Below are 22,305 nucleotides of genomic sequence, written 5' to 3'. Positions count from 1 at the left end.
ACATAGCCGTATTTACGGTTGAAAATTATAACGAAAAAATGCGCAAACCTGCCTGTATTCTAAGGTTTATGCAAATTTTTACGCTGCATATTTTACTAAATTAACATATGGTGTATTTCGTTTTGCCACGGCAAAAGCTCTACTCACTATTTTGTTTCTGATAACATTAATGGTCGACATTTTGGATTTACCGGCTTTCAATCTTCGATGGTAGTACAATTTGATTTCAGGATCATGCTGTAAAGCGGTAGCAGCAGCTTGTGAGAGTAGAGTTTTCAATGTTCGGTTGCCCAAGGGACTTATCCTGGTCTTACCTTTGATACTGGTTCCTGACCGATGTTCGAACGGAGCAATTCCGGCATAACAGGCGAACTGCCTCCAAGTTCTAAAGGCTTTAAAGTCTTCCGTTGAGGTAATCAGAGTTGCTGCCAGGATTAAGCCGATACCTTTGATAGAGGTAATGTTGTTAAAGGTCTGGGAAATTTTTTCATCTCTTTTAATCTGAACCCCCATGAGTTTTTCTATCTGACGGATTTCTTGGGTCAGCATCTCTACGATCTTTTGAGAAGAAGCTACAATCGGGTTGTCTTGTGTTTGTAGCAATACTTTTTTAAGTTCTGTGATATGATTAAGGTGTGCTGTTCGTTGTCTTATAAGTTTTGACCTGTAAGAAAGAAGGTTTTTCAATTTTAACAAGGTAGCGGACGGAAGTTCATGGCGGGTAAGCTCCTGTTCAAACAAGCAAGCATACCGTGCAATGGCCTGGGCATCCACTTTGTCATTCTTCCCGCGTTGGATCCCCAGGGAACGCTTCAGCTCCAAACCAGGTATCACATAATAGATAAGCTGTCGTTGCTCCATAAATTCACAGAGCAGCAAACTATAGATACCCGTATGTTCAAAGCAAAATGCGCGCTCAAATCCTTTTACTTGTTCATCTGCCCATGCCAACAATTTGTTGATTCCTTCAGCTGTGTTACTGAAGACCTTGTGGGCTTTTGAAAAGTGCAGTGAAACATCTAATGTGTTTTTTGATACATCAATCCCAATAAATTCTTTTTTCATAGTACATTTGGATTAGGTTAATGATTGCCTTTGGACTAAGACTCTTAATAGACCTTCAAGTCTAAAATTCTAATTGGTTCCGGGCAGTCAAAAAATTAAGGATGGGACTATTACAGGCAATGGATCGTTAATCTAGCCGGCAGGTAAGTTCACCCATCCTTTTCCTTTTTAAGATACTTAGATTTAACAATACAAACCTAAGAGCCGACAGGCAGGAAGGGACATGGGAAAACAATTGACAAATTCCCAAACAGGCTTTTATATTATTCTTAAATTTGTCCCCTCCTTTAAAACAAAGAACACATGTTCGATAATTTAAGTGAAAAATTAGATAAGGCACTTCACGTCCTCAAAGGGCATGGACAGATTACGGAAATCAATGTAGCTGAAACCCTTAAGGAGGTTCGAAGGGCTTTGTTGGATGCCGATGTCAACTTTAAGATTGCTAAGGAATTTACCAATACGGTAAAGGAAAAAGCAATGGGCCAAAACGTACTTACCAGCCTTCAGCCAGGTCAACTCATGGTAAAACTGGTTAAAGATGAGCTTACCGAACTTATGGGGGGCGAAGCAGAAGGGATAGACCTCTCAGGTGACCCCTCGGTAATCTTGATGTCAGGTTTGCAAGGTTCTGGTAAAACCACCTTTTCCGGTAAACTCGCCAATTATCTCAAAAACAAAAAAACAAAGAAACCGCTTTTGGTAGCCTGTGATGTGTACCGTCCAGCAGCGATAGACCAATTACACGTAGTAGGTGACCAAATAGGGGTAGAAGTATATTCCGACCGTGAGAACAACGACCCCGTTGCAATTGCCAAGGCAGGTATTGCCCATGCAAAAAGCAAAGGATGTAACGTGGTGATCATTGATACCGCAGGTCGTTTGGCCGTGGACGAGCAGATGATGACGGAAATTTCCAACATCCATAAGGCCATAAAGCCGCAAGAAACTTTGTTCGTTGTGGATTCCATGACAGGTCAGGATGCCGTTAATACAGCAAAAACGTTTAACGATGTCTTGAACTTTGACGGGGTGATCCTAACCAAACTCGATGGGGATACCCGAGGTGGTGCCGCCATTTCCATTAAATCTGTGGTGGACAAACCCATCAAGTTTATTGGTACAGGTGAAAAAATGGAGGCCATTGATGTATTCCACCCATCCCGAATGGCCGATCGTATCCTTGGTATGGGAGATGTGGTGTCTTTGGTGGAGCGTGCCCAAGAGCAGTTTGATGAAGAACAGGCCCGTAAGATTCAAAAGAAAATCGCCAAAAATAAGTTTGGGTTTGATGATTTCTTGAGCCAGATTCAGCAAATCAAGAAAATGGGGAACATGAAGGACCTCATGGGAATGATTCCTGGTGCAGGAAAGGCATTGAAAGGATTGGATATAGATGATGATGCCTTTAAACACATTGAGGCCATTATCCACTCCATGACCCCCGAGGAAAGATCTACACCTGCCAAATTGAATGCAAGCCGAAAAAAACGCATAGCTGCCGGTAGTGGAACATCCATTCAAGAAGTAAACCAATTGTTAAAGCAGTTCAATCAAATGAGCAAGATGATGAAGATGATGCAAGGCGGTGGAGGCAAAAAGATGATGCAGATGATGCAGAACATGAAATAATTTTATTAGGAAGTCAGAAGTCAGAAGTCAGAAGTCAGAAGTCAGAAGTCAGAAGTCAGAAGTCGGAAACCCCTTGAATAATTGCCAAAACCTTAAGAATCACTATGGAAATCCTTGACGGAAAAAAAGTATCGAACCAGATTAAAGAAGAAATCACCGTTGAGGTGGCCCAAATGAAAGAGCGGGGTGAAAAAGTCCCTCATTTGGCAGCCGTTTTGGTTGGTAACGATGGGGCCAGTCTAACCTATGTGGGTAGTAAAGTGCGTTCCTGTAAAAAAATAGGCTTCGAGTCCACGCTTATCCATCTTCCAGAAGAAACCACCGAGGAAGATTTGTTAAAGCAAGTATACCAATTGAACAATGATCCCGATATCGACGGCTATATTGTTCAACTACCCTTACCAAAACATATTGATGAGGAAAAGGTGCTCATGGCCGTTGACCCCGATAAGGATGTGGACGGATTCCACCCCACCAATTTTGGTAAAATGGCCTTGGATATGGAGACTTTTATCTCTGCCACCCCATTTGGGATTATGGAACTGTTGAAGCGTTATAACGTGGAAACCGAAGGTAAACATACCGTGGTAATAGGTAGGAGCCATATTGTGGGGAGACCCATAAGTATTTTAATGAGCCAAAAGGGGAATCCCGGAAATTCTACGGTGACCCTTGCACATAGTAGAACCAAAAATCTAAAGGAGTTGACACTTCAGGCGGATATTGTGATATCTGCTTTGGGAGTACCAAAATTTTTGAAGGCCGATATGGTAAAAGATGGTGTTACCATAATAGATGTAGGTATTACCCGTGTTCCAGATGAATCACGTGAAAAAGGGTATTATATTACTGGCGATGTAGATTTTGAAAATGTAAGTAAAAAAGCATCGTACATTACACCGGTTCCGGGAGGGGTAGGGCCTATGACCATTGCTATGTTGCTTAAGAACACCTTGTTGGCCCGAGAGCGCCACAACGCGTAAAAAACCTAGTTTGCGTTTTCTTGCTCTGCTTTTTGCTCTTCTTCGGGGGTCAAAAATTCAAACTCGGTCTCACCTTCGTCGTTGGTGCAACTGGATACCGCCATAGCTGAAAAAATAAGGGTAATCAGGAGTAAAATTGTCTTCATAATAGTACGATTTGGGTTTGGCTTAAGAGCCTAATCAATACATTTATAACGAATTACCATCAATATTCTTGTTTTTATTTCCAAAATATCGATAACTTACTTCTTGGTAAATAAAGCGATATGGCTCAAACAGTTCGGAACAAAGTAGCTTGGGTGGTTTTTGTGTTTTTGGCCATAGGAATTGGTTTTTACCCTTTAATCTACCTATTTGCTACCGAAGAATTTGGCCTGTTGTTGAGTAAATCCAATGAAGTCTTGTCCAACGAAGTCTGGAGAATTGCTTTTTACGGGCATATTAGTTTTGGGGGTATTGCTCTTTTATCGGGATGGTCCCAGTTTATAAAAAAACTCCGGGCCAAGCATTTAAATCTGCATAGGAATTTGGGTAGAGTTTATGTTTTTTCTGCCTTGGTCAGTGGGCTGTGCGGTGTTTACCTTGGTTTTTTTGCCACTGGAGGTATTATTTCTTCCTTGGGGTTTATAAGTCTTGGCGTGATTTGGCTCTTTACTACCTTACGAGCCTATATTGCGGTAAAAAACAAAGACCTTTCCTTGCATCAAGGTTTAATGATCTACAGCTACGCAGCTTGTTTTGCAGCGGTCACCTTGCGTATTTGGCTACCGTTCCTTACCATCATATTTGGAGAGTTTTTACTGGCCTATAAAATAGTTGCTTGGCTTTGTTGGGTGCCCAATATGATTTTTGCCCAGCTTTGGGTACGCAAAAAAGGTCTGAACCTAGTTTAAACTATTTGGCAAACAATTGCCCTATATCCTTAAAAGCTTTGAATTCCAAAGCATTGCCGGCAGGGTCTAAAAAGAACATGGTCGCCTGTTCCCCGGGCTCCCCTTTAAACCGAATGTAAGGTTCAATTACAAAATTGACACCTTTTTCTATTAACGTTTTGGAAAATGTTTGAAAGGTATCCCATGGCAAAACCACACCATAATGGGGCACAGGTACATTTTTACCATCAACGGGGTTGGTGTGTGTCTCTTCTTCGGACTTTGGTTTATAATGGATCACGAACTGATGTCCGAAAAAGTTAAAATCTACCCATTGTTCGGCACTTCTACCTTCTTCACACCCAAGTACATCGCGGTAAAAAATTCTACATTCATCCAAATTGTGTACTGGAACGGCAACATGAAAAGGGGTTATTTTTTGCATGGTCTATTTTTTCTGAAAATTAGGACAACTTTATCAAGCTTCCAAAAAAGATATGATTTGGTCGTTCACATCGTCTTGGTGCATAGAATGTCCCAATCCCTCAGTACTTACCAACGTACTGTCTTTCCAATTTTTATTTACAGCAACCGATGCATGGTAAGGAGTAATGTTGTCGTGCTTATCATGAAACAACAACCCTTTTTTGCTGATGGATTGTGCAAATTTGGAAGTAGAAAACTCATCAATACGGAATCCAAAACGGCTGTACACGTACTTATCCAAATGTTTCATCACCCTGTTATTAAACTTTAACAAATCTTGAAAATGCTCCATAATCTCATGGAATTCCGATGGAGAACCAATAGTGACCATTTTTTTAACATGGGTATTTGGATTTTTATATTGGTTGTAAATAATGGTCATTCCCCCTACCGAATGCCCAATCAGATGTTTTGGATTGTACTTTGTCACCATATAGTTTACGGCTTCCTCATACAAAGGCACATATAAGTGTTTTCCAGAAGAATAGCCATGTGAAGGCGCATCAAAAGCAATAATGTTGAAATCGGCCTCCTTAAGTTTTTTGATAAGGTTGCGCCATCTAAAGGTGTTGCTCTCCCAACCATGGACCAACAAAACGGTTTCTTTGTCCCCTGGCCAATGATATGATTGTATCTTATGTCCGGCAACCTCTTCAATAGCTAGTTTGGCTCCGTCCAAATATGCTGCTTGTTCCGGTCTAACCCTCCCTTTTCTGACTGTGCAGAACAAATGAAAAGCACTATCGGCTGCCTTTTTTGGTGCAACCAGTGTATAAGCATTATAATATTGCCCGTAAGCCAATGGAATTATTTTATTGAGCAGTCTTTTCATAAGGTTACTTTTTGTAACTTACTCTTAATTTGATACTAAAAGTACATATTCATTTTAGAAAACAAAAGAAGTGACAGATTGAAAACTAAGTGTGTAAATGGAAACTATTACTGATAATCAGAAAGTTAGGACGGTAAAAAAATTGGAAAAAATGTTTGGGCATATTGATTACAAGAACCCGCCCGAATTATGCCCGGTTCGCGACGTAATGTCTGTAGCTTCTGACCAATGGAGTATATTGATTCTTCTTTGGTTGGGATATTTTCCTTTGCTCCGGTTCAACAAACTCAAGAAATACGTTTACGGAATATCCAATAAGGTATTAAGCCAGCGTTTAAAAGTTCTTGAGGCGGACGGTTACATTGCTCGTAAAGCGTATCCTGAAGTACCTATTCGTGTAGAGTATAGTCTCACGGATTTTGGACAATCTTATGTGGAAAAACTTCTGGAATTGGCCGAATGGATGCACGATAACAGCCCAAAGGTTTTGGCCAATCGCGAAAAATTCGGGTTGCTCTAACCCAGTTAAACTATTCCCAACCCAACATCAAATATTTAATTTTGGCATTGTCCGGTATTTGTACCGCTTCAATATCCGAAGTTGAAAAGCGTAGACTTTCTGGTAGCTCTTCCTTGTCAATGGTAAAATAAAGATTGCTGCCCTTTGGGAAGACCACAATACTGTTTAAGGTCGTCACAATTTTTTTGATACTGTATTTGTTCTGGATATCCTTAAAAGTACTTTGAAGCCCAATTCCTTTTTCTGATACATATCTGGAATCCATGATTCTAACATTTTGAATAGTAGGGATGCTATCAGAATTGGGGGTTAGGGTCAAGAGGTGTTTGCCTCCCTTTTCAAATACCTCGATTTTTTTGGTGGATGTGCCTAAATTGATTCGGGCTGTGTCTCCAACAACGGAATCTTTCACAAAGGTGCTTTCCAATTCATTGACCTTGGTGGTCTGGGTCAATGGTCCAACACTGGTTTCTGTAATCAAGAATGTGGTATCCTTTTGGCAGGAATGGATTAATGTAATCCCAAAAAATAGGGCAATTACTCGGCTTGTCTTTTTCATATATATATTATCGAATCACTTTTTTTAATACTCCTAAAACACCCCTTATAAATGTAGCACTGGTTAAAACTTTAACCACAGGATTCATTCGGGTGCTTCTTCTGCTGGAGGACCTTTGGGATGTTGATTTTTCTTCCTTTTCGGCTTCTTTTTCGGCTCTTTCAATCTTTTCGGAGAGGATTTCGTAGGCGCTTTCACGGTCTATCTCCTCATTGTATTTTTTAATTAATTTGGACTGGCCCAGTACATCTTTTAACTCGTCATCGTTCAAAATATCCATGCGGCTCATCGGCGCACGCATCATTGTAGCTGCCAATGGCATTGGGCGTCCTTTTTCGTCCAATGCGGATACCAATGCTTCTCCCGTTCCCAACGAAGTCAATACCTCTGCCGTATCGTAATAATCGGAAATGGGATAGTTTTGTGCTGTTAGTTTTATGGCTTTGCGGTCTTTGGCGGTAAAAGCACGGAGCGCATGCTGAACTTTCAAGCCCAACTGCGCTAGGACATCGTCTGGTACATCGGTTGGGTTTTGCGTCACAAAATAAAGTCCGATTCCCTTGGAACGTATGAGCTTCACAATACTTTCAATCTGGTCCAAAAGTGCTTTGCTTGCATTGTCAAAAATCAGGTGGGCCTCATCTATAAACAGTACCAGCTCAGGTCTGTCGCTGTCCCCTTGTTCGGGAAAAGTGGAGTAGATTTCTGCCAAAAGACTCAACATAAAAGTTGAGAAGAGTTTTGGACGATCTTGGATATCGGTCAATCGGATAATATTCACATAGCCGCGTCCATTTTCATCGATTCGGACCAAATCTTCCACATCAAACGACTTTTCCCCAAAAAAGAGGTCGGCACCCTGCTGCTCTAGTTCAATAATTTTCCTCAAAATGGTTCCTGTGGAACTGGTTGAAATACGACCGTACTCTTTTCGGAACTCCTCTTTCCCTTCGCCAGTGGCATATTGCAGTACTTTTTTAAAATCCTTGAGGTCAAGGAGTGGCAGCTTGTTGTCATCACAATATTTGAATACTACGGCAACAATACCTTCTTGGGTAACGCTCAGGTCCAAGATTCTGGAAAGCAACACGGGACCAAACTCCGATACCGTGGCCCGTAAGCGAACACCGTTCTGTTCTGAAAGTGACATAATTTCTACGGGAAACCCCTTGGCTTCAAAAGGAAGGCCTATTTTTTCTTGACGTTCATCAATTTTTGGATGTCCAGGGCTGGGTTGGGCAATGCCACTAAGATCACCTTTAAGGTCCATGAGCAACACGGGGATCCCTTTATCGGATAGGTTTTCGGCCAATACTTGTAGCGATTTTGTCTTTCCCGTTCCCGTTGCCCCTGCAATTAGGCCATGACGATTCATCATTTTTAGGGGAACCTTTATGTAAGCGTTGGTCATGGTTTCGCCATCCAACATTCCGGCACCCAAGGTTATGTAATCGCCCTTCATGGTGTACCCATGTTCAATGTGTTCAAAGAATTCTTCTTTGCTGCCCATCCTGTTCAATTTCCGATAAAAATAGGGTAATTTTAAGCAAAACTAAAAATGAGATTATGAAACCTTTCCACTATGCATTGTTGTTTATTTTGATGAGCGGGGCAATGGCTACTTCCTATGCACAAGAAACTACCGAGATTATTTTCCATAAGTCGCATGAGCCCAAAAAACAAAACGCCCCTTTTAGTGATGTGGTACAGGCTGGCAATATGTACTTTTTGGCTGGTCAGATAGGGATGGACCACACGACTCGCACACTCGTTAAAGGCGGAGTTAAAACTGAAACTGAACAGGCCATTAAAAATATTGAGGCCGTTTTGGCTCAGCATGATATGACCTTGGACCATGTGGTAAAATGCACCGTGATTTTAGCCAATATTGACGATTTTGCGGCCTTTAATGAAGTTTACACCCAATATTTCACCAAAAAACCGGCAAGAACCACCTTTGCAGCCAAGGGTATTGCAGCCAAGGGTAACATAGAAATTGATGTTATTGCCGTAAAATAAGGCCAAACCATAGAAGTGAATTATCTTTGCACCATGGTAGAAGAAAACGTGATGGATTTGGTGGAAAAGGGCTTAACGCTCCCTTTGATGGAAGAATTTTATACGATTCAAGGGGAGGGGTACCACAAAGGAACAGCTGCTTATTTTATAAGGATTGGCGGCTGCGATGTGGGTTGCCATTGGTGCGATGTTAAGGAAAGTTGGAATGCCGAAACACATCCCCCAACACCTATTGATAGTATTATAGCCAATGCTGAAAAATATTCGGATACCATAGTAATTACTGGAGGTGAACCGCTTACTTGGGACATGGGACCATTGACCCAAGGACTTAAGGCCAAAAACATGAAGATTCATATCGAAACCTCTGGAGCTTACCCATTGACGGGTGTTTGGGATTGGATTTGTCTATCGCCCAAAAAAAACAAACTTCCTGTGGACGATATTTATAGAAAAGCCCACGAGCTTAAGGTAATTGTTTACAACAAGCACGATTTTATTTTCGCCGAGGAACAAGCGGCCAAAGTCAATGATGATTGTATTCTATATTTACAGCCTGAATGGAGCGTTCGCGACAAAATGGTGCCGCAAATTGTGGATTATGTGATGAAACATCCGAAATGGAAGGTTTCTTTACAGACCCATAAGTATTTGAATATTCCTTGAGCCAAAAGATTAACGGCCCCCATATTTCTGAAGGTCCAAAATACATTCGGGACCCAAATCTGGAATGGAAGCCAAGCCTTTGGAAGCATTTTTTTCCATTTGTTTAAGTAAGGAAGACCCAAATTCCAGTTCCGAACGCATTAAACAGCCATCCACATTGCAATGGTTGTCGGATTCGGTGTCTTCGTGCTCGTTAACGGATTGAGTTGACAAATTGACCAGACCGAATAAATGGCCGAACTCATGCAAGAGCGTGGCAGTCTCAACCTCTTCGGTGCTCACGGATGTGCTGCTGTTGGCAATTTTTTTTACGGTGGATTCGTAAATAACCATGGAAGTATTGCGATACACAGCTCCTAAGGTTACAAGGCCCTCACTTTCATCGTCACTGTCGGCAGGGGCATCGGCAAAGTAAATATGAATGGCCAATGTGGAACCATTGTTGTATTCGTTTCTGTTCTCTTTTTCCAAGTCAACTACTTCTTCAAGAGTCAATGTTTCTTCATTCGGAGAGGATAGTGCAGTATATTTAAGCTCAATACTTTCTTTGTAGGTGCGCGCTCTTAAAAACTCTTCAAAATTGGCGATTGCCCCAGCGGTGGGTGCAAAACCGGTGACATAATCAATTTCAATCAAAAGTTTGTCAAAAGTATCATTGGACAACAAGTTTCTAGCAGAAGCCCCTGTAGATAGGCGATTTCCAGATTTGTCAATGTTAATAGTGGAATCCGATGACGAGATATCCGCATCTTTGGAACAGCTTATCAGTAATCCAAAACTACATAAAGCGTAAAGCGCAATTTTTTTCATAACAAGTTAATATGTACTAAAACGTTCCACATCGGAATCTATTATTCTTTTAACGTAAGCTTGGCCAAATAGTCATAATGCTCACCAGAAATTACAAGTTCGCAACTGAGGCCATTGGATTCACAAGCGTTTTGCAAGGTATCGAAATCTACATAAACCCAATCAAACGGTTTGCCTTTTTGGCCTTTGTATTCCATTTCAAAAACTACTTCGCCATAATAGGTTCCATCATTGGGAATCCAGTATCCGCCATCTTCATCCTGTTCAAACATGTAAATAATATCGCTGGAATCCAATAAAATCTGTCCATTAGGTAGCAATAATGAGGCCAAATACTGTAGAAAACGGCTTAAATTGTTCAGTTTGCCTGCCAATCCAATGCCGTTCATAAGTAGGAGTAAGGTATCGTAACGTTCATCGGCATAATCCAATACATCACTTACGACTGTCGAATGGATGCCTCTTTCTTTACAAACAGCAATGCATCCTTCGGAATTGTCCAAGGCGGTGACATCAAATCCTTTTTTTTGTAGATAAAGGGCATGATTTCCTGCTCCAGCACCAATATCCAATATTTTTCCACGAGCTAATTGAAGCGCCTTTTGCTCAATTTTAGGCATTTCATCAAACTCTCGGAACAAATAGGGAACAGGAATTACATCGGTTTCATCCAAAGAGGAATATGTTTTTATGTCTTCCGTGTAATGGCCATTTTGATAATCTCTCAGTGCCATTCCAAAAACGTCTGCCATGTTTCGCATTTATTTTGCAAAGGTGTGACTTTAATTGCAGAGAAAGCTTTAAAATGGATAAGTTTGTTCTTGAATGTTTGTCTGCACATAAATACGTCACCCTGAGCTCATCTCAGGGTCTCATCATAAAGCATTGAGTGCTATTGGTTATGGGATGCTGAAACAAGTTCAGTATGACGTTTTAAAAGAGCTTTGGTGCATTATAGATAAGAAATATTTGTTTTGTTATGGATGAAATTTTGGAAGAATTGCCCCAAAGGGCCAAGGAGAAGCATTCTGAAAACAAAAAGTTTTTTGCCAAGTTAAAAAAGCGTCCTCCCAAAAACCTGGATTATACGATGCAGGAACTGCACGAAGCGGAATTTGAACGCATGGATTGCCTCACCTGTGCCAATTGTTGCAAAACTACGGGTCCGTTGTTCACCAATGCTGATATTAACAGGATTTCTAAATATTTTAGGATGAAGCCCTCCCAGTTTATAGATGAATATTTAAGGGTTGATGAAGAAAACGACTATGTGCTTCAAGCTGTTCCTTGTACTTTTTTAGGGGCCGATAATTACTGTTCTATTTACGATGTTCGGCCCAAAGCCTGCCGCGAATTTCCGCATACGGATAGGAAAAAGTTCCAACAGATAACCAACCTTACCTTAAAAAATGTAGCAATTTGTCCCGCAGCTTATAATATTGTGGAGGAGATGAAAAAATCCATAAAATTTTAATGATTTGCTATATTTGAAAGAATGGAGCAACTGATTTCTTATTTCGAGACCATTCCCTCTTGGCACCGTAGCCTGATTTTGGTGGGCGGTATTACTTTTTTCTGGATTTTGGAAGGTATTTTGCCCTTGTTCAATGCTCCTTATAAAAAATGGAAACATTCCGTTCCTAATTTTTTCTTCACGCTCACTACAATTCTAATCAATTTTCCGCTGGCTTTTTTATTGTTAAAATCGTCGGATTGGGCGGTGGAAAACCAATTTGGCATCATTAATTGGTTGCCAGAAATGCCTTTGTGGCTTTATGTTTTACTCGGGGTGATGCTTTTGGATTTGATAGGTGCATACACGGCCCATTGGGTGGAACACAAAGTAAAACCTTTATGGATGGTACATTTGGTGCACCATTCCGATCATAATGTGGATACAACAACAGCCAACAGGCATCATCCATTGGAAAGTTTGATACGCTATGCGTTTACTTTGGCAGGTGTTATACTTATTGGGGCGCCCATTGGCATCATTATGTTGTATCAAAGCTTGTCCGTGGTGTTCTCACAGTTCAACCATGCCAATATTCGCTTGCCCAAAAAAGTGGACAATGTTATCAGTTGGATTATTGTAAGCCCCGATATGCACAAAGTGCACCATCATTATCAGTTACCTTATACCGACTCCAACTACGGAAACATTTTTTCCATTTGGGATAGACTATTTGGTACTTACATGTCGATGGACTTAAAAGATATTGTGTATGGAGTGGATACCTTTCCAGATGAAAAGGAAAACAGCAGTATCAAAGGTTTGCTAAAACAACCTTTTCATAAATATCGGAGGCCGACCACAGAAGGTCAAGAGGTCATTTCAGAATAAGATGCTTTGCATCTATTGAGAAAACTTTACTTTTTAAGACATCTCGACTGCGCTCGATGTGACAAATGCAGTATTCGAGAAAATTTGAGTAATTCTTGCCTAGCGGCAGGCAGGCGTGTTAACGTTTAAATCAATCGTAAATCAAGTATTTCGCTCGTATTTTTTTAAAGATTTCCAAATCATCTTGCCAAGTGGCTTTGATTTCTTCGTTCGTCATTCCATCTTCAATTTGTTGTTGAAGTAAGGGAGTCCCCGCATGTTTAGTAAAACCATCCGTTAAAAAGAATTTGGACTTATCCAAAGTGTTGTTGTAGGCATCAATCACCCATTGCATGGTCACCTCGTTCATTCTTGGGGTTTTGGAGAGGTCACGACCAAAACAGGTTTTGTCCTCTTCTTTCGGATACTTAGAACCAAAGTTGGGTTCGGGAACATAGCTGAAATCATACACCGTGCTATCCATAAACGATGCCCCATAACGTTGAAACTGGAATTCGGTACCACGCCCGGCGTTCACGTTGGTGCCTTCAAACAGTCCCAAACTAGGGTATAAGTTTACGGAAACGTCGTTCGGGAGGTTTGGGGAAGGTCGGATGGGTAAGTGGTATTCGGAATCATGGGTGTAGTTTTCCAGTTCAATAACCGTTAAATCAGCTTTGTTGCCATTTTCCAACCATCCTTCTCCGTTGAGCATTTTTGCGTATTCGCCCATGGTCATCCCGTAGACCAACGGAATCGTGTTCATCCCCAAGTAACTGGTGTGTTCTTTCATCATGGTAGGGCCATCTACATAATGTCCGTTGGGATTGGGTCTGTCCAAAACAATAATGGGCATGTCATTTTCGGCACAGGCTTCCATCACCAGTTGCAACGAGGCAATAAATGTATAGAATCGGACCCCCACATCCTGAATGTCAAAAATAATAACATCCAGTTCGCTCAACTGCTCTTTGGATGGTTTACGATTTTTGCCGTAGAGTGAAATAATGGGTAGGCCGGTTTGGGTATCCACGCCATCTTTAACATGTTCCCCCGCATCCGCTGTACCTCGAAACCCGTGTTCGGGGGCAAAAACTTGCTTTACATCAACACTAGAGGAAAGTAGGGAGTCCACCAAATGCGTATGCCCTTTTTCGTTGAAAACAACACTAGTGGGATTGGCTACTACGCCCACTTTTTTTCCTTTTAAAAGAGGTAGGTAAATTTTAGTTCGGTTCGCTGCCGCTTTAATGGGAGCAGGTGCTTCGGTTGAGGGTTCTGAAGCAGAAATAGCTTCTTTTTGTTGTCCCTTGCATGATGAAAACACCAAAAACAACAATAAAACTGTACTTTTGATCTTAGATAAAATGGGCATTCGTTGAATTTAGAGTTATTTATTGCCAAACGCCTGGTTACAGGGAAGGAACATAAAATTAGTATTTCCGCCCCGATAATAAAAATTGCAATCGCTGCGATTGCCATCGGTGTGGTAATGATGCTAATTGCCATAGCCACCGGTGTGGGCCTAAAAAATAAAATTCGGGAAAAAGTTGCCGCATTCAACGGTCATATTCAGATTTCCAATTTCGATAATAATAATTCCGAGGTTTCTTTAATACCGATTTCCATTAATCAGGATTTTTACCCAGAATTTAAAAATGTGGAGGGGGTGAGTCACGTACAGGCTGTGGCCACCAAAGGTGGGATTATCCGAACGGCCGATACTTTTGAAGGTATGTTGGCCAAAGGCGTGGGCACCGATTACGATTGGAACACCTTTAAAGAATATCTAGTCGAGGGCAGATTGCCCGATTATGGCGGCAAACTAAACGAGGAGGTGCTCATATCTAGTTTAATGGCCAATAGATTACGGTTAAAAGTTGACGATACCTTTTTCTCCTTTTTTCTTCGGGATGGTGATGCTTCCAAAATGCCCAACAATAGGAGGTTTAAGATTGTTGGTATTTATGATAGCGGTTTTGAGGAGTTTGATGAAACCTATGTGTTTGTAGATATCCGCCACATCCAACGGATGAACAAATGGGAAGAAAACCAAATTGGCAATTTTGAGGTTTTTCTTGATGATTTTGACCAATTGGAAGAAAAAAGCAACGAAATCTACGGTAAAACGGTATCCGTTTTAGATACCCAAAACATCAAAAGCAAATACTACCGCATTTTTGAATGGATAGGCCTTTTTGATTTTAATATTGCCCTGATCATTGGCATTATGATCATTGTTGGCGGTATCAACATGATCACAGCTTTGTTGGTCTTGATTCTAGAGCGAACCCAAATGATAGGAATTTTAAAAGCACTGGGGTCTGCCAATTGGAGTATCCGAAAAGTCTTTTTGTACAACGCGGCCTATTTGATTGCCATTGGACTTTTTTGGGGCAACCTCATAGGTCTGGGACTCATATTTCTTCAGAACAAGTACCGTATGTTCAAATTCCCGAACCCCGAGGAATATTATATCGAATATATTCCCGTGCACATGGATGTGGCAACCATCTTACTTTTGAATATAGGAGTAATGTTACTTTGTTTATTGATGCTTTTGGTGCCATCGTACATCATCACTAAAATAACACCGGTAAAAGCCATTCAATTCGAATAGAGGCTATTTTCTCGTGTGGGCTTTTCAATCTAAATTGATAACTTGTGGAACAAAATAACCCACCATGACATTTAAATATTATTCCACATTATTTGCTTTACTTTTAACTGCATCTATATCTGCACAAAAACTTTCCAGAACCGAAAAAAAGATTGTTTCCGCCATCGAAAAAAACAATTCTGATGCGATTGATTTTCTGGAAAAGGTAGTGAACATCAATAGCGGTACCCTTAATGCCGAAGGCGTTAAAAAAGTGGGCATGGTTTTTAAAGATGCCTTTGACAATATCGGATTTGAGACCAAGTGGATAGAAATGCCCGCCGAAATGAATCGCTCAGGTCACTTATTTGCGGAAACCTCGGGTTCAAAAGGAAAAAAACTATTGCTTATTGGTCATTTGGATACCGTTTTTGAAGAAGATAGTCCGTTTCAAACTTTTGAAATGGTTAACGACAGTATCGCCCATGCTCCGGGTGGCAACGATATGAAAGGCGGCGATGTAATTGTGCTGTATGCCTTAAAAGCATTGTCGGACAATGGTCTATTGGATGATGCACAGATTATTGTAGCCTTTACTGGGGATGAAGAGAGTACAGGTAAACCTTTGTCCATCAGTAGAAAAGATTTGATTGATGCTGCAAAGCGAAGCGATGTTGCCTTGGGATTTGAAACTTCCACAGGCTTCAACTATGCCACTGTTGCCAGAAGGGGGTCCTCGGGATGGGCAGTTGAAGTTGAGGGCAAACGTGCACATTCCTCTGGTGTTTTTAGTGAAAATACAGGGGCAGGTGCCATTTTTGAAATGTCCCGAATCCTCCATCAATTTTATACTGATGCGAAAGGGGAGGATTTGCTAACCTTTAATCCAGGTGTACTGCTTGGTGGAACTTTTGTGAATTATGATGAACTGACCAGCAAGGGTGATGCCTTCGGAAAAACCAATGTGGTTGCTCAAAAAGCTGTGGTTAAAGGTGGACTTCGATTTATATCCGAAGAGCAAAAAGAACGTGCTAGAGCCAAAATGAGGGAAATCATAGCCAATAATCTTCCGCAAACTTCAGCAAGTATTAGTTTTACGGATAGCTACCCTGCCATGGGACCTACAGAAGGAAATCGTGCATTGTTGAGTACACTAAACGAAGTAAGTTTGGATTTAAAACAAGGCGAAGTCTTGGCTTACGATCCAGGAAAAAGGGGGGCTGCCGATATTTCATTTGTAGCCAATTATGTGGATGGCTTGGACGGATTGGGTACTATGGGCTCTGGGGCACATACCCCTCAGGAAACCGTTAACTTGAATACCATTGAAGCTTTGACAAAACGTACTGCCATTTTGATTTACCGATTGATAAACACCAAATAATGGTAACACTAAAAACAAATACTTCCGTAGTAAAGATTGATGCGGGGGAACTTGTGGGTTATGAAGTAAACGGACACGAATTTATTCACCAAAAAGGAAGCCCAGGGTGGGACAGTGCCGATACAGAAATGTTCCCTATAATCGGCCCAGTAAACGAGTCTGATTTTCGTGTAAAGACACCAAAAGGGGAAGCAATTCAAGACCAACACGGACTTTTGCGCCAAATGGAATACGAGTTGGAGCACCAAACCGATACTTCTGCCGTTTTTGTAAAGCAATACCGCTCGGGAACTGAAGTTTCCAATTCAAAATTTCCAGAAAAATCTACCGAAGCGGTTTTATCATGGCCTTACGATTTTAGGTTTGAGAAATCCTTTTTGTTGACCGATGATGGGCTGGAAGTTCATTTTAAAGTTTCAGGAGAAGAAGGGATGCCTTTTATGTTAGGGTATCATCCTGCTTTTAAACTGTATTCAAAATCGCCAATGATTGTGGCCGAGGACAAAGAGATTACATTGGATGAGGTTTTGGAAGTTGGGAGTCGGGCGCTTCAAGTGGCAGATTGCACTTCCATAACACTAAAGGATGAGAAACAAATCACTATTGAAACCGAAGGTTTTGGGAATTTTATGTGCTGGACAGAGGTGCGGAATATGGTCTGCATTGAACCCATATCATTTTATCCCTATGCCGTAAATCAAACTCAATTGCATAAAGGATTTCAAAAGTTGGAGGAGACGGCCGAATTTAAAGTTACTCTGAAACCAGAAGCTTAGCTTTCCCTTAATTTATGGTGCCAATACTTGGCTTTTGTCCTGTTTTAAAAAGTATTGGGTGAGAATACTTTCGGTTTCCACGGTATGTTTTTGTGGAGTTATAAAGGCCTCTACATCTTCTAGGTTGGAAATTTGAATATCAGTATCAATAAAGCCAAAACCTTTGTAGATACCGTCCGCAATCAAAACCACGGCACTTTCGTTTTCATCCCTGCCTTTTTCCTTGATGATTCGAACCTCCGAAGTCAATAGCTTCATGGTCGCAATCGCTTCTTCAACCTTTTGGTTGTAATCTTCAGGATTTTCATCGCCCCTACAAATACCTTCGCAGGTATTTATCTCATGATGGGAACAAGCCGCGTTGGTCTGTTGTAAATGGCAATATCTTGGGCAGAGCGAAAAGCTTTTGCAGACTTCTTCCAAATATGTTCGGCACTCTGTTGGGTTATGAATCACTTTTAACGGGTTGGGAACCCCTTTAATGGTATTGTAGGCAAGGTGCATAATTCCATTTCGGTCTTCGTAGGCGAAAATGGCGTATTGCCTTCCAGTTCTTTTTTGCGCACGGTTGTATGGTGGGAACAATCTTTTTATTTCTGCGGATTCCATCAATAGGGCCACTAATTCGCTGCCTGCCAACTTAAAGTCAATATTGGCCGTTTCGCTGCACATTTGGATTTCTTTGCGGCTCTTGTCGTAAAAATGGCCCAACACCCTTTTTTTTAAGTTGATGGCCTTTCCCACATATATAATTTCCCCTTTTTGGTTCATAAAATAATAGATACCGGGTTTTTGGGGAATATTCTCAAAAACAGATTTGGGCAGATGGGGCGGAAGGGTGGCCTCTTGACTTCGGGCATTCAAAAACTTTTTAAAAACCACTTCCGATTCAGGTTTTTTCAAAAGCTTTTCAAACAAAAGCACTGTGGCATGCGCATCTCCCCGAGCACGGTGGCGATCCACCAAGGGAATTTGAACCGCAGAACACAGCTTTCCCAGACTGTAAGAACGTAGACCGGGAATCAACTTACGGGATAAACGTACCGTACAGAGCTTTTTACGAGTAAAATCAACACCAATTTGTCGAAACTCCTCTTTGATCACACCATAATCAAAATTAACAGAGTGGGCCACAAAAATACAACCCTCCGTAATGAATTGTACGGTATCTGCAATTTCAGGGAAGGTAGGTGCATTTTGCACCATTTGGTCGTCAATTCCTGTAAGTCCGGTTATAAAATAGGGAATGGGACATTGAGGGTTTACCAGTGAAGTGAATTCATCCACGACTTGGTTACCATCATATTTAAAAATAGAGATTTCGGTAATCTTATTTCCCTTGATTCCGTTACCTGTGGTTTCTATGTCAATTATGGTGTACAAAGTCTAAAAAATTGGCTTTTAAAGTTAGGGTTTTATCTGCACTTAATTTGAGTTGGGGGAATGATGTGTTTCTTTTTTAGGATAGGATTATATGGAAGGTAAAAAGGGTGTCTTTCCAATTTTTAATAATAACAATCCCTTAGAAACAAGTGTGTAAATTATACTTAATATAGGTGTATTGATAGGATTAAGTCGATTATGACAAGTAAAATAGCCTTGATTGGTCAATATAATATCAAAACCGGATAATATTTCCAGAAATCTTCTAATACATAAGTTTACATTTACAAGTGTGAAATTAACGCTTATTAATCTTTAATAAAACATTAACGATGTTGAGCAATGGTTTTTTACTTGGAGAATTAACTAAACAAATTAAAATGTATTATGAAATTGGCTAGCTTTTTATTTAAAGAATGTCTGGGAACCAATCGTTTAAAAAAACAAATTGTTTTGTCCTTGCTCTGCGTTTTCATGGCGCAAGCTGGGTTTTCCCAACAGACGGTTACGGGTAGCATCACAGATGAGCAGGGGATACCTATTGCAGGTGTATCGGTATTGGAAAAGAATACCACCAATGGTACTGCCAGCGATTTTGATGGAAATTATGAAATTACCACCTCGCAATCCGATGCGGTATTGGTGTTTTCCTATTTAGGTTTTTTAAGCCAGGAAATACCGGTACAAGGAAAATCTACTATAAATGTGGTACTGAAGGAAGACCTCCAGCAGCTTTCCGAAGTAGTGGTAATAGGTTACGGTACCCAAAAACGTGCCGATGTAACCAGTTCGGTGGCAACGGTAAAATCGGAGGATTTTGTGCAGGGTAACGTAAAGGATGCCGCACAGCTTATTCAGGGTAAAGTTGCAGGTCTGTCGGTATCGGCCCCCTCGGGCGACCCGACCGAAGGCACACAGATTAATTTAAGGGGTACATCTTCAATTTTGGGTGGAACCAACCCCTTGGTTTTGGTCGATGGGGTTCCTGGGAGTTTAAATACCGTGGCACCCGAGGATATCGAATCCATTGATGTGCTTAAGGACGGTTCCGCTACGGCAATATATGGTACCCGGGGCACCAATGGTGTGATCATCATCACAACAAAGAAAGGAACAAATGATATGAAATCAACCATTGAATACAATGGGTATGCTTCACTTTCTACCATAGCCAACCGAATGAACTTTTTGGATGCAGGAGAACTAAGACAGAAATTTGAAGAGGGATACACCTTTAATGGGGCCAACCTACAGGATTTTGGCGCAAATACAGATTGGGTAGATCAAATTACCAGAGATGCCTTTAGCCAAGTACACAACCTTATTTTCAGGGGAGGGAACTCAACTTCCAATATGACAGCTTCATTGAACTATCGAGATATAGAAGGTATTTTTCAGAAATCGGACAATAAAAAACACACAGCCAGAGTAAGTGTAAACCACGCGATGTTCGATAATCGTTTAAAGGCCAATGTTGGGGTGATTTTAAGCGAACAAACATATAATGCTTTGGGTGATGGGGTTAGCTTTAATCCATACATATACAGACAGGCTATTATTAGGAATCCTACTGAGCCAGTATACAATGAAGATGGAAGCTGGTACGAAAGGGATGTATATTTCTACGATAACCCTGTTGCCTATATTGAAGAAACCATAGGCCAAAACAGGTATAGAAACACCAGATTCGACTTTTCCTTGAGTTATGATTTTGGAGATCATGTTACCGTTAAGGGATTATATACCCGTAAAGGAAATTCAAATATTAGAGGGTTTTACCAAACCAAGGATCATGTTTCTACCACAAAAAACGGACAAGAGGGATTTGCTTCTAGGGGAACGGATGATTATGTAGGCAATTATGGCCAGTTTACCGTGGATTACGACAATAGTTTCGGAAAACACAAAGTAACAGGTTTGGTAGGTTACAACTATGAAGATAATACCAACGAAGGCTTTTGGGCCACAAACCGCCGTTTTCCAACAGATGGCTTTACTTATAACAACCTTGGTAGCGGACAAGGACTTCAATTGGGTGAGGCCGGAATGGGCAGCTACAAGAATTCTGATAAATTGATTGCGTTCTTCTCTAGGGTCACTTATAATTATGATGATCGCTATTTGTTAATGGCAAGTTTGCGCCGTGAAGGTTCCTCTCGATTTGGTGAGGATTATAAATGGGGTAATTTTCCAGGTGTTTCAGTGGGATGGCGTGTAAACCAAGAATCCTTTGCAGAAAACTGGGATTGGCTTTCCAACCTAAAGTTAAGGACTGGTTTTGGGGTTACCGGAATCAATGCAGGTTCCAATTATCAATCATTGAGCGGACTTACCTACGGAGATTATTTCTTGAATAACGGACAATGGGTAAGGCAACTGATACCTTCACGTAATGCCAATACAAATTTACGTTGGGAGAAAAAGGAAGAGTTTAACCTGGGATTGGATTTTGGTGTTCTTGATGGACGAATCAATGGATCTGTTGATTATTATAACAGAACTACAAAGGATGCTTTGTTCAATTATAGTGTGCCAACACCTCCATACTTTTTCGGTACCATTGCCGCCAACGTTGCACAAATCAAGAATACCGGTGTAGAATTTTTGTTGAATGTAACTCCGTTCCAAACAGATAATTTTGAGTGGACCGCTAACTTGACATATTCTACAAACACCAACGAAATTATGTCACTTTCCAATGATGAATTCCAGTTGACCAATGATTTCTTTGATGAAGGCTACACCGGTGAACCTATTCAAATTAGTACGCACCGTGTGCAAGAAGGACAGCCAATTGGTAATTTCTATGGTCTAAAAAGTGTTGACATTACCGATGACGGTATTTGGGTCATAGAAAGACCGGATGGATCTTTGGTTCCAGCCACCGAAGCCACAAACGATGACAGACAAGTATTGGGTAACGGACTGCCAAAGGCATATTACAGTTGGAACAATACGGTAAGGTACAAGAACTGGGATTTGATGGTCAACTTAAGAGGCGCGTTGGACTATCAGATATTGAATTTCTCTCGGATGTTCTATGAAAACCCAACAATAAGCTACAATACCTTGGATTCTGCTTACGATATGGTGTACGGCAAAGCCGTATTGCAAGATGTGCAGCGATTTGTGAGTTATTATGTGGAAGATGGGGATTTCTTGAAGATAGACAACGTTACCTTGGGCTACACCTTGCCAAAAGATGCCATTAAGTTTGCCCAGAGCTTCCGCATTTATGCATCAGGTCTAAACCTAGCTACTATAACAGGGTATAAGGGGATAGACCCTGAAGTGAACAGAAATGGATTGTCCCCTGGTAATGACGAGAGGGATAAATACCCTTCAACAAGGACATTTACATTGGGTATCAACTTCACATTCTAAAAAAATAAGATT

22 protein-coding genes are annotated in these 22,305 nt (G+C 41.0%); 12 read left to right on the top strand and 10 right to left on the bottom strand.

From position 1 onward, the window contains the following. Positions 1 to 78 precede the first annotated feature (78 nt). A complete protein-coding gene (locus MURRU_RS03130; protein WP_014031968.1) occupies positions 79 to 1,065 on the bottom strand; it encodes an IS110 family RNA-guided transposase in 987 nt (328 codons plus the stop codon). Positions 1,066 to 1,368: 303 nt separating this feature from the next. On the opposite strand from MURRU_RS03130, the gene ffh reads away from it, so the two are divergent. Together ffh and folD are read left to right on the top strand one after the other, a co-directional pair. After that, positions 1,369 to 2,697 (top strand): signal recognition particle protein, encoded by a 1,329-nt coding sequence (gene ffh / locus MURRU_RS03125; protein WP_014031967.1) that lies wholly within the window; start codon positions 1,369 to 1,371, stop codon positions 2,695 to 2,697. A gap of 104 nt (positions 2,698 to 2,801) precedes the next feature. Next, a complete protein-coding gene (gene folD, locus MURRU_RS03120) occupies positions 2,802 to 3,680 on the top strand; it encodes a bifunctional methylenetetrahydrofolate dehydrogenase/methenyltetrahydrofolate cyclohydrolase FolD (protein ID WP_014031966.1) in 879 nt (292 codons plus the stop codon). 5 nt (positions 3,681 to 3,685) lie between these two features. On the opposite strand, the gene MURRU_RS17880 is transcribed toward folD, so the two are convergent. Further along, positions 3,686 to 3,826, bottom strand: a complete 141-nt coding sequence (locus MURRU_RS17880) for a hypothetical protein (protein WP_014031965.1) — start codon at positions 3,824 to 3,826, stop codon at positions 3,686 to 3,688. Positions 3,827 to 3,946: 120 nt separating this feature from the next. On the opposite strand from MURRU_RS17880, the gene MURRU_RS03115 reads away from it, so the two are divergent. Next, the gene (locus MURRU_RS03115; RefSeq protein WP_014031964.1) at positions 3,947 to 4,573 is read left to right on the top strand and encodes a DUF2306 domain-containing protein; all 627 of its coding nucleotides are present in this window, start codon (positions 3,947 to 3,949) and stop codon (positions 4,571 to 4,573) included. A gap of 1 nt (position 4,574) precedes the next feature. Here the strand turns inward: MURRU_RS03115 and MURRU_RS17875 are convergent, their stop codons facing one another. Then, entirely contained in the window at positions 4,575 to 4,997 is a 423-nt protein-coding gene (locus MURRU_RS17875; RefSeq protein ID WP_014031963.1) for a VOC family protein, read from the bottom strand. A 33-nt stretch (positions 4,998 to 5,030) separates the two neighbouring features. After that, positions 5,031 to 5,870 carry an alpha/beta fold hydrolase gene (locus tag MURRU_RS03105; RefSeq protein WP_014031962.1) on the bottom strand — a complete coding sequence of 280 codons (840 nt, stop codon included), beginning with the start codon at positions 5,868 to 5,870 and terminating at the stop codon, positions 5,031 to 5,033. A 97-nt stretch (positions 5,871 to 5,967) separates the two neighbouring features. Here MURRU_RS03105 and MURRU_RS03100 point away from each other — a divergent pair, with 97 nt between their 5' ends. Then, a complete protein-coding gene (locus MURRU_RS03100) occupies positions 5,968 to 6,390 on the top strand; it encodes a winged helix-turn-helix transcriptional regulator (protein WP_014031961.1) in 423 nt (140 codons plus the stop codon). 10 nt (positions 6,391 to 6,400) lie between these two features. Here MURRU_RS03100 and MURRU_RS03095 read toward each other — a convergent pair whose 3' ends face one another. Together MURRU_RS03095 and MURRU_RS03090 are read right to left on the bottom strand one after the other, a co-directional pair. Beyond that, positions 6,401 to 6,949 carry a hypothetical protein gene (locus MURRU_RS03095; protein WP_014031960.1) on the bottom strand — a complete coding sequence of 183 codons (549 nt, stop codon included), beginning with the start codon at positions 6,947 to 6,949 and terminating at the stop codon, positions 6,401 to 6,403. A gap of 7 nt (positions 6,950 to 6,956) precedes the next feature. After that, positions 6,957 to 8,459 carry a helicase HerA-like domain-containing protein gene (locus tag MURRU_RS03090; RefSeq protein ID WP_014031959.1) on the bottom strand — a complete coding sequence of 501 codons (1,503 nt, stop codon included), beginning with the start codon at positions 8,457 to 8,459 and terminating at the stop codon, positions 6,957 to 6,959. 56 nt (positions 8,460 to 8,515) lie between these two features. On the opposite strand from MURRU_RS03090, the gene MURRU_RS03085 reads away from it, so the two are divergent. Both MURRU_RS03085 and MURRU_RS03080 read left to right on the top strand, forming a co-directional pair. Then, entirely contained in the window at positions 8,516 to 8,968 is a 453-nt protein-coding gene (locus MURRU_RS03085; RefSeq protein ID WP_014031958.1) for a RidA family protein, read from the top strand. Between the two features lie 33 nt (positions 8,969 to 9,001). Beyond that, the gene (locus MURRU_RS03080) at positions 9,002 to 9,634 is read left to right on the top strand and encodes a 7-carboxy-7-deazaguanine synthase QueE (protein ID WP_041801267.1); all 633 of its coding nucleotides are present in this window, start codon (positions 9,002 to 9,004) and stop codon (positions 9,632 to 9,634) included. Between the two features lie 9 nt (positions 9,635 to 9,643). Here the strand turns inward: MURRU_RS03080 and MURRU_RS03075 are convergent, their stop codons facing one another. Beyond that, positions 9,644 to 10,444, bottom strand: coding sequence for a hypothetical protein (locus tag MURRU_RS03075; protein WP_014031956.1), 801 nt, complete (start codon positions 10,442 to 10,444; stop codon positions 9,644 to 9,646). A 41-nt stretch (positions 10,445 to 10,485) separates the two neighbouring features. Next, positions 10,486 to 11,196 (bottom strand): class I SAM-dependent methyltransferase, encoded by a 711-nt coding sequence (locus MURRU_RS03070; RefSeq protein ID WP_014031955.1) that lies wholly within the window; start codon positions 11,194 to 11,196, stop codon positions 10,486 to 10,488. Positions 11,197 to 11,423: 227 nt separating this feature from the next. Here MURRU_RS03070 and MURRU_RS03065 point away from each other — a divergent pair, with 227 nt between their 5' ends. Continuing rightward, positions 11,424 to 11,918, top strand: a complete 495-nt coding sequence (locus MURRU_RS03065) for a YkgJ family cysteine cluster protein (protein ID WP_014031954.1) — start codon at positions 11,424 to 11,426, stop codon at positions 11,916 to 11,918. Between the two features lie 21 nt (positions 11,919 to 11,939). Beyond that, on the top strand, positions 11,940 to 12,788 hold the full coding sequence (locus tag MURRU_RS03060; RefSeq protein ID WP_014031953.1) for a sterol desaturase family protein: 849 nt from the start codon (positions 11,940 to 11,942) through the stop codon (positions 12,786 to 12,788). 130 nt (positions 12,789 to 12,918) lie between these two features. Here MURRU_RS03060 and MURRU_RS03055 read toward each other — a convergent pair whose 3' ends face one another. After that, entirely contained in the window at positions 12,919 to 14,142 is a 1,224-nt protein-coding gene (locus MURRU_RS03055) for an exo-beta-N-acetylmuramidase NamZ family protein (protein ID WP_014031952.1), read from the bottom strand. A gap of 3 nt (positions 14,143 to 14,145) precedes the next feature. On the opposite strand from MURRU_RS03055, the gene MURRU_RS03050 reads away from it, so the two are divergent. From MURRU_RS03050 to MURRU_RS03040, 3 genes are all read left to right on the top strand, one after another. Further along, positions 14,146 to 15,387 carry an ABC transporter permease gene (locus MURRU_RS03050; protein WP_014031951.1) on the top strand — a complete coding sequence of 414 codons (1,242 nt, stop codon included), beginning with the start codon at positions 14,146 to 14,148 and terminating at the stop codon, positions 15,385 to 15,387. Positions 15,388 to 15,451: 64 nt separating this feature from the next. Further along, positions 15,452 to 16,750: a M20/M25/M40 family metallo-hydrolase gene (locus tag MURRU_RS03045; protein ID WP_014031950.1), complete on the top strand. Its 1,299-nt coding sequence runs from the start codon at positions 15,452 to 15,454 to the stop codon at positions 16,748 to 16,750. Next, the gene (locus tag MURRU_RS03040) at positions 16,750 to 17,526 is read left to right on the top strand and encodes an aldose epimerase family protein (protein WP_014031949.1); all 777 of its coding nucleotides are present in this window, start codon (positions 16,750 to 16,752) and stop codon (positions 17,524 to 17,526) included. The genes MURRU_RS03045 and MURRU_RS03040 overlap by 1 nt, the downstream gene beginning before the upstream one ends. 12 nt (positions 17,527 to 17,538) lie before the next feature. Here the strand turns inward: MURRU_RS03040 and MURRU_RS03035 are convergent, their stop codons facing one another. Next, the gene (locus tag MURRU_RS03035; protein WP_014031948.1) at positions 17,539 to 18,909 is read right to left on the bottom strand and encodes an exonuclease domain-containing protein; all 1,371 of its coding nucleotides are present in this window, start codon (positions 18,907 to 18,909) and stop codon (positions 17,539 to 17,541) included. Between the two features lie 387 nt (positions 18,910 to 19,296). Between MURRU_RS03035 and MURRU_RS03030 the strand changes: the two genes are divergently transcribed. Then, positions 19,297 to 22,293 carry a SusC/RagA family TonB-linked outer membrane protein gene (locus tag MURRU_RS03030; protein WP_014031947.1) on the top strand — a complete coding sequence of 999 codons (2,997 nt, stop codon included), beginning with the start codon at positions 19,297 to 19,299 and terminating at the stop codon, positions 22,291 to 22,293. The last annotated feature ends 12 nt before the right edge of the window (positions 22,294 to 22,305 follow it).

The organism is Allomuricauda ruestringensis DSM 13258 (assembly GCF_000224085.1).
GTDB lineage: Bacteria > Bacteroidota > Bacteroidia > Flavobacteriales > Flavobacteriaceae > Flagellimonas > Flagellimonas ruestringensis.
Note: the sequence above shows the minus strand (reverse complement) of the source record. Positions and strands in the feature narration are given on the sequence as shown.